A 7968-nucleotide genomic window follows, 5' to 3' on the forward strand; every position below is an offset into this window, starting at 1 on the left:
CCGACACGCCGAGCTTCCAGGGCGCCGACCACTATCTCGCCGAGGCGCGCGCCGCGTCCACGCTGCCGGTGCTGCGCAAGGACTTCCTCTACGACCCCTGGCAGGTGGCCGAGGCGCGGGCGCTGGGCGCCGACTGCGTGCTTGTCATTATGGCCAGCGTCTCCGACGCCCAGGCCGCCGAGCTGGAGGCCGCGGCGCAGTCGTGGGGCATGGACGCGCTGATCGAGGTGCACGATGCTGCCGAGCTCGACCGGGCGCTGAGGCTGAAGTCGCGCCTTCTCGGCATCAACAACCGCGACCTGAGGACCTTCGAGACCCGGCTCGAGACCACCGAGGCGCTGATGCCGCGGGTGCCCGAGGACTGGCTGGTGATCGCCGAAAGCGGCCTGTTCGCGCCCGCCGACCTGGCGCGTCTGGCGCGGGCCGGCGCGCGCAGCTTCCTGGTGGGCGAGAGCCTGATGCGCCAGAAGGATGTCGCCGCGGCGACCCGCGCGCTGCTGGCCCGGCCCCTGCCCCTGGACGCCGCATGAGCGACTTGACCCATTTCGACGAGGAGGGCCGCGCCCGCATGGTGGATGTGGGCGCAAAGTCGGCGACCGAGCGCACCGCCACCGCCAGGGGCGCCGTGGTTATGGCCCGCGACACGCTGACCATGATCGTCGAGCGCCGGGCGGCGAAGGGCGACGTGCTGGCCGTAGCCCGGCTGGCCGGCATCATGGCGGCCAAGCGCACGGCCGGATTGATCCCGCTGTGCCATCCGCTGATGCTCACGAACGTCACCGTGGACCTCGTGCCCGTCCTGCCCGACCGCGTGGAGATCGAGGCGACCGTGAAGATCACCGGGCCGACCGGGGTGGAGATGGAGGCGCTGACCGCCGTGTCGGTGGCCGCGCTCACGGTCTATGACATGGCGAAGGCGGTGGACCGGGGGATGCGCATCACCGACATCCGCGTGACGCACAAGGCGGGTGGGAAGTCCGGCACCTTCGAGGCCGACTGATGCTGCCCGTCGCAGATGCCCTGCAGCGCATCCTCGCCCTGGTCGCGCCGACCGGCACCGAGGAGGTGCCGCTGGTCGCGGCCGCGGGGCGGGTGCTGGCCGCCGACGCCGTGGCGGGCCACAACCAGCCGCCGTTCCCGGCTTCGGCCATGGACGGCTATGCCGTGCGGGCGGGCGATGCGCGTGAGGGCGCCAAGCTGCGAGTCACCGCCGAGGCCCAGGCCGGCGACGGCGTCCCGCGCCGGGTCGGCCCCGGCGAGGCGGTGCGCATCTTCACCGGCGCCCCGGTGCCCGAGGGCGCCGACGCTATCCTGATCCAGGAGAATGCGCGGCGGGAGGGCGAGAGCGTCGAGGTGGTGGAGGCCCCGACCGCCTGGACCTTCATCCGCCCCGCCGGCATGGACTTCGCGCAAGGCTTCCGGCTGGCCGCGCCGCGGCGCCTGAACGCACGCGAGCTGGCGCTGCTGGCAGCCATGAACGCGGCGACGCTGACGGTCGCGCGGCGCCCCAAGGTGGCGCTGATCCCGACCGGCGACGAGCTGATCCGGCCGGGCGAGACCCCCGGCCCCGGCCAGATCGTCTCGTCGAACGACGTCGGGCTTGCCGCGATGCTGGCGGCCGCGGGCGCCGAGCCCCTGCCCTGCGCCATCGCGCGGGACAGCCGCGAGAGCCTGCTGGCGGCGCTGGAGCAGGCCAAGGCGGCCGATTTCATCGTCACGCTGGGCGGCGCCTCGGTCGGCGACCACGACCTGGTGGCCAAGGTGTTCGGCAGCGCCGGGCTGGAGCTCGACTTCTACAAGATCGCCATGCGCCCGGGAAAGCCGCTGATGGCCGGGCGAATCGGCCACCGCGTCATGATCGGCCTGCCGGGCAACCCGGTCTCGAGCATGGTCTGCGGCGAGGTCTTCCTGCGCCCCGCGGTCGACGCGGCGCTGGGCCTGCCCTCGGGCCAACGCCACACGCACACTGCCTTCCTGGCCCACGACCTGCCGGCCAACGGCCAGCGCGAGCACTACATGCGCGCCGTGGTCAGCCCCGCCGCCGACGGCATCACGCGCTGCGAAGTGGCCGAGAACCAGGACTCGAGCCTGGTCGCCACGCTGGCGCGGGCCAATGCGCTGGCCGTGCGCCCGCCCGGTGCCGCGCCCGCCCGCGCCGGCAGCCCCATCGCCTATATCCCGCTCGACTGAGCCGGTGTCCCACAAGCGTTTGTGGCGCTTGACACAAAAGGCGAACTTTCATAGAACATGTGACGACATCTAGGGGGCATGTTCGCCGGGGGCATCCGCAATGCTGACCAAGAAGCAGTACGAACTCCTCATGTTCATCCACAAGCGGGTGCAGCGCGACGGCGTCTCGCCTTCCTTCGACGAGATGAAGGAGGCGCTGAACCTACGCTCCAAGTCCGGCATCCACCGGTTGATCACGGCGCTGGAGGAGCGCGGCTTTATCCGCCGCCTGCCCCACCGCGCCCGGGCCGTCGAGATCCTGCGCCTGCCCGACAACATCGAGGACACGCGGCCCAGCCGCGGCACCTTCCGCCCGGCGGTGATCGAGGGCGCGCTGTCCGAGCGGGACAGCTTCGAGGAGGCCACGGGCAAACTGGGCATGGAACCGGTCGAGCACAGGGTCGAGGCCCGCGACGTGCCGCTGGTCGGGCGCATCGCCGCCGGCGCGCCGATCGAGGCGATGGAGAACGGCCCCGCGCCCGTGGGCGTGCCCTCGATGATGCTCTCCGCCGCGGGCGAGCACTATGCGCTCGAGGTCAAGGGCGACAGCATGATCGACGCCGGCATCCACGACGGCGACATCGTTGTGGTCCGGCGGCAGGACAGCGCCGACAACGGCGACATCGTGGTGGCGCTGATCGACGAGAACGAGGCGACGCTGAAGCGCCTGCGCCGCAAGGGCGGCGCCATCGCGCTGGAGGCGGCGAACCCGGCCTACGGGACGCGGCTCTACCGCACCGACCAGGTGAAGATCCAGGGCCGCATGGTGGGGCTGATCCGCACCTATTGAGGGCCGCCGTGGCGGCCACCCTTCGCTGACGATATATGCCCGCGTCCAGGCCCTGAGCCGAAGCCTTTACGCTGCAATGGTCCGAGACCCCGGCTCGAGGCCGGGGCCGCGGCGTAGCGAGACGGCGGAGCAGCCCTACTCCTGCGGCACGATGCGGATGCTCAGCTCGCGCAGCTGCTTGGGGCTGACCTCCGAGGGCGCCTGCATCAGGAGGTCCTCGGCGCGCTGGTTCATCGGGAACATGATGACCTCGCGGATGTTGCTCACGCCCGCCAGCAGCATGACGATGCGGTCGATGCCGGGCGCGATGCCGCCGTGCGGCGGGGCGCCGAAGCGGAAGGCGTTGAGCATGCCGCCGAAGCGGCTCTCGACCACGTCGCGGCCGTAGCCGGCGATCTCGAAGGCCTTGTACATGATGTCGGGGCGGTGGTTCCGGATCGCGCCCGAGGACAGTTCCACGCCGTTGCACACGATGTCGTACTGGTAGCCCAGGATCGAGAGCGGGTGCTCGTTCTCCAGCGCCTCGAGCCCACCCTGGGGCATGGAGAAGGGGTTGTGGGAGAAGTCGATCTTCTCCTCCTCCTCGTTCCACTCGAACATCGGGAAGTCGACGACCCAGCAGAAGTCGAAGCGGTCCTTCGCCGCCAGGCCCAGTTCGTCGGCGACGACGTTGCGGGCACGGGCCGCCACGTCGACGAAGCTCTTGGGCGTGCCGGCGAGGAAGAAGGCGGCGTCGCCGGCCTTCAGGCCGAGTTCTCGGCGCAGAGATTCAGTCCGTTCCGGACCGAGGTTCTTTGCAATTGGGCCGGCTCCAACGACAACCTCCTGATCCCCAGTTAGTCCACCATCGTGGTCTAGCTGCGCGCCTTGATCATTGGCAACGCGGACTAACTCCGCCCAATCCGGCGCTTTATACTGATTGAATGCGGGAACTTCCTCGCGCCAGAAGATGTAGCCCATGCCGGGCAGTCCCTCCTTCTGCGCCCAGGAGTTCATGCGGTCGCAAAAGGCGCGGCTGCCGCCCCCCGGCGCGGGGATGGCGCGGATCTCGGTGCCCTGGCGCTCGAGGATGCGGGCGAAGACCTGGAACCCCGAGTCGCGGAAATGGGCGGAGACCTCGCGCATCTCGATGGGGTTCCTCAGATCCGGCTTGTCGGTGCCGTATTTCTCCATCGCCTCCGAATAGGGGATGCGCAGGAAGGCGTGGCGCTCGCCCTGGGGCTTCGAGACGTCGATCTCGGTGCCGCCCGAGGTGATGGCCCAGGGGGCCTCGCGGCCGAAGCCGGCGAACTCGGCGAAGGTCTCGGCCAGCACCGGCTCGATGGCGTCGAACACGTCCTCCTGCTCGACGAAGCTCATCTCCATGTCGAGCTGGTAGAACTCGCCCGGGGAGCGGTCGGCGCGCGGGTCCTCGTCGCGGAAGCACGGCGCGATCTGGAAATAGCGGTCGAAGCCCGAGACCATGATCAGCTGCTTGAACTGCTGCGGCGCCTGCGGCAGCGCGTAGAACTTGCCCGGGTGCAGCCGCGAGGGCACCAGGAAGTCGCGCGCGCCCTCCGGGCTCGAAGCGGTCAAGATCGGCGTCTGGAATTCGGCGAAGCCCTGCGCGGTCATGCGCCGGCGGATCGCCGCGATCACCTCGCTGCGCAGCATGATGCGCCGGTGCAGGCCGTCGCGGCGCAGGTCGAGGAAGCGGTAGGTAAGGCGCGTGTCCTCTGGGTAGTCGGGCTCGCCGAAGACCGGGACCGGCAGCTCGGCGGCCTGGCCGAGCACCTCGACCTCGCGGATGTAGACCTCGATCTCGCCGGTGGCGAGCCTGGGGTTTACCAGCTCGGGGGCGCGGGCGCGCACCTCGCCATCGACGCGGACCACCCACTCGGCGCGGAGGCGCTCGACATCGCCGAACACCGGACTGTCGGGATCGGCGAGCACCTGGGTGATGCCGTGGTGGTCGCGCAAGTCCACGAACAGGATGCCGCCGTGATCGCGCACACGGTGCACCCAGCCAGACAGCCGGACCGACCGGCCGACGTCGGCTTTGCTCAGATCGCCGCAGGTATGGCTGCGAAAGGCGTGCATGATCTTCCCTCGAGGCGGTCGGCTGGTCGGCTGCGGGATAGACTGGACCGGGGCGGGGATGTCAAGTGGCGCGCCCGGAGCGGACCCTCTCAAGGCACGTGGCCAACCGCCCCGTGGTAGAAGTAGACGCCCAGCCCAGCGGTGAAGATGATCTGGCCCGCGATTGCGTGCAGCAACACAGCCAGCCGGAACGAGCCCAACCACTCGTAGACGAAGCCGAAGATCAGCCCCCCGGCCAGCGTCAGCCCCATGGCAACGGCGTTCTGGTAGAACAGGTGGGCGAGGGAGAAGGCGGCGGCGTTGGCGACCAGAGCCACGGCCGGGCTGCAGAAGAGCGAGCCGTAGCGCCGAAAGAACAGGGCGCGGAAGATGATCTCCTGGGGCAGCGCCGAGAAGATCGGATAGAACACCATGATCATCAGCCACAGGCCGGGTCGGAGCCGCGGCAACTCGAGCAGACGGGCGGGATCGACCGTCTGGACCAGCATGAAGATCACGCCCACCGTGCCGGCTGCGAAGCCGATAATCAGCGGCCAGTGGGCGAGCACGGGGCCACGGGCAAGCTCGCGCCAGGAAAACCCCGGCGTGTGGGCCAGCAGGAACAGCGCCACGGTGATGATGGCAGCGAAGGCGACGATCAGTGGATAGCTGCCGAGACACACCACCATCGCCACGGGGACGCCCGCGTAAAGGCCCAGAAACTCGGCCCAGAGCCGGGTGCGCGGGATAGTGGCGGGCCTGGGCGCGATGCGCTGCATAAACTGGATATGAAGCGCCCCTTGACCCGCTTCAAGCGGCACTGCCCGTGGGGAGCCCCGAATCAGGCGGGGCGCGGCGGCAGGCCGCGCCCCGGTACGCGTTTGGACAGGTCCGGACCCTAGCTCGTGGCCGGGATGATCCGGATTTCGACCCGACGGTTGGCCTGCCGGCCCTGCGGCGTGGCGTTGGTGGCGATCGGCTGGGTCTCGCCCATGCCATAGGCCGCGATACGCGCCGACTGGACGCCCTGGCTGCGCAGGTAGTTCGCCACCGACTTGGCGCGCCGCTCGGAAAGCGCCTGGTTGTACTGCGCCGTGCCGGTGTTGTCGGTGTGGCCGACCACGTCGATATAGCTCTTCGGATAGCGCCGCAGCGTCTGCGCCACCTGGTCGAGGGTCGAATAGAACTGCGGCCGGATCTGCGCCGAGTTCGTGTCAAAAGTGATGCTGGCCGGGAAATTGACCACCAGCTGGTTGCCCTGGCGGCTCACTTGCGCACCGGTGCCGGCGAGGTTGGACTGAAGCTCGCGCTGTTGTCTGTCGAGATACTGACCCACGGCCGCACCGGCGAGCAGGCCGATGCCCGCACCGATCAGCGCGTTGCGCCGGTCATTGCCGCCAAACAGCGTTCCGACCGCGGCGCCGCCGAGCGCACCGATTCCCGCCCCGGCTGCCGTACGTGGGTTTTGCTGCACGGTCTCGCAGCCGGCAAGCAGCATGCTGGCGCACATGACTGCGATTACAGGCTTTTTCCACATGAATAGTTCTCCCTCAGTCCAAAGAACGGGTCTCGCACGGGACAAACGCTGGAAAACCGAAAAGAGTTCGCACGGTAGAACGCCGATGGGTTCGCTTTCCGTCGCCGGGAAGGCTGACTCGTCGCGGGTTCTGAACAGTGCCATCGGGCTGGGCCCGCGTCCAGTCGGGATCACGGGGCGGACGCGGCAGCAGCAATTCCCCCAGCGGTTCGGCCGGGCGCCCGACAGGCTCGGGTGACCTGCCGGGTGCGGTAAAATCCGGTCCGCAGTTGTGAATTCGCTTGCATTCTCCGCCCGATCTCCGATTGAAAGCGGCGCTAGTGCGCGACAAAACCGCGACATCGTTCATTCAAGCCGCTAGATACAGGCGCCATGCAAGTCATCACAACCACAGAGGCCCTCGCCCGCACCGTGGCGGAGTATGCAGCGGCCCCCTTCGTCGCCGTCGACACCGAGTTCATGCGCGAGCGCACCTATTGGCCGCAGCTGTGCCTCGTGCAGATGGCCCGGCCGCAGGGCGGCGACGGCGAAAGCGACGACGCCGTCATCATCGATCCGCTTGCCCAGGGCATCCAGCTTGGGCCGCTGTTCGAGTTGATGTCGAACGGCGAGGTCGTGAAAGTCTTTCACGCGGCGCGTCAGGACGTGGAGATTTTCCACAATCTTGCCGGGGAGATCCCCGCCCCGCTGTTCGACACCCAGGTCGCGGCCATGGTCTGCGGCTTCGGCGAGCAGGTCTCCTATGAGACCCTGGTGCGCCGGATCGCCAAAGCCGAGCTGGACAAGAGCTCGCGCTTCACCGACTGGGCACGGCGGCCGCTCAGCGGCAAGCAGCTGGATTACGCCCTGGCCGACGTGACGCATCTGCGCGATATCTACGTCGCGCTCGAGGAGCGGTTGCGCCAGACCGGGCGGGGCCACTGGGTGGCCGAAGAGATGGCGATCCTGACCGACCCGGCGACCTATATAAACGATCCCGACGAGGCCTGGCGGCGCATCAAGGCGCGCAGTCACAACCCGAAATTCCTCGCGGTCGTGCGTGCCCTGGCCCGCTGGCGCGAGCGCGAGGCGCAGCGCCGCGACGTGCCGCGCGCGCGCGTGGTCAAGGACGATGCTCTGCTCGAGGTGGCGACCGCCAGGCCCAAGGCCGCCGCCGACCTGTCGAAGCTGCGCCTTCTGCCCCGCGACAGCCGCAAGGGCGACGCGGCCGAGGGTATCCTGGAGGCCGTGGCCGAGGGCGAGGCCTGCCCGCCGGACCGACGCCCCAGCCTGCCTCCGCCGCCCCAGCGCCGCCACGGATCGGCCGCCGTCGCCGACGTGCTGAAGGTGTTCCTCAAGGCGCGGTCCGACCAGC

Annotated in this window: 8 protein-coding genes; 5 read left to right on the top strand and 3 right to left on the bottom strand. The window is 69.3% G+C overall.

What is annotated here, in order from left to right; all coding sequences use genetic code 11:
• The 4 genes from AC32QD_RS09075 to lexA all read left to right on the top strand — a co-directional run.
• Positions 1-530: indole-3-glycerol phosphate synthase TrpC (locus tag AC32QD_RS09075; RefSeq protein WP_492010169.1), on the top strand; the 530-nt coding region annotated here is incomplete at its 5' end.
• On the top strand, positions 527-1000 hold the full coding sequence (moaC, locus tag AC32QD_RS09080) for a cyclic pyranopterin monophosphate synthase MoaC (protein WP_492010170.1): 474 nt from the start codon (positions 527-529) through the stop codon (positions 998-1000). The genes AC32QD_RS09075 and moaC, both read left to right, overlap by 4 nt.
• Complete coding sequence (locus AC32QD_RS09085; protein ID WP_492010171.1) at positions 1000-2190, top strand: molybdopterin molybdotransferase MoeA; 1191 nt, start codon at positions 1000-1002, stop codon at positions 2188-2190. Before moaC ends, AC32QD_RS09085 begins: the two co-directional genes overlap by 1 nt.
• A 100-nt stretch (positions 2191-2290) precedes the next feature.
• Positions 2291-3019, top strand: a complete 729-nt coding sequence (lexA, locus tag AC32QD_RS09090) for a transcriptional repressor LexA (RefSeq protein WP_492010172.1) — start codon at positions 2291-2293, stop codon at positions 3017-3019.
• Positions 3020-3154: 135 nt separating this feature from the next.
• Here the strand turns inward: lexA and aspS are convergent, their stop codons facing one another.
• The 3 genes from aspS to AC32QD_RS09105 all read right to left on the bottom strand — a co-directional run bounded on the left by aspS (position 3155) and on the right by AC32QD_RS09105 (position 6614).
• The gene (aspS, locus tag AC32QD_RS09095) at positions 3155-5098 is read right to left on the bottom strand and encodes an aspartate--tRNA ligase (RefSeq protein ID WP_492010173.1); all 1944 of its coding nucleotides are present in this window, start codon (positions 5096-5098) and stop codon (positions 3155-3157) included.
• Between the two features lie 89 nt (positions 5099-5187).
• The gene (locus AC32QD_RS09100) at positions 5188-5856 is read right to left on the bottom strand and encodes a CPBP family intramembrane glutamic endopeptidase (RefSeq protein ID WP_492010174.1); all 669 of its coding nucleotides are present in this window, start codon (positions 5854-5856) and stop codon (positions 5188-5190) included.
• A 119-nt stretch (positions 5857-5975) separates the two neighbouring features.
• The gene (locus AC32QD_RS09105) at positions 5976-6614 is read right to left on the bottom strand and encodes a YiaD family glycine zipper/OmpA-like lipoprotein (RefSeq protein WP_492010175.1); all 639 of its coding nucleotides are present in this window, start codon (positions 6612-6614) and stop codon (positions 5976-5978) included.
• Between the two features lie 372 nt (positions 6615-6986).
• Here AC32QD_RS09105 and rnd point away from each other — a divergent pair.
• Positions 6987-7968 (top strand): ribonuclease D (gene rnd, locus AC32QD_RS09110; protein ID WP_492010176.1); only part of this gene is annotated, 982 nt, incomplete at its 3' end.

The sequence above is a fragment of the Thermohalobaculum sp. genome (assembly GCF_058622915.1).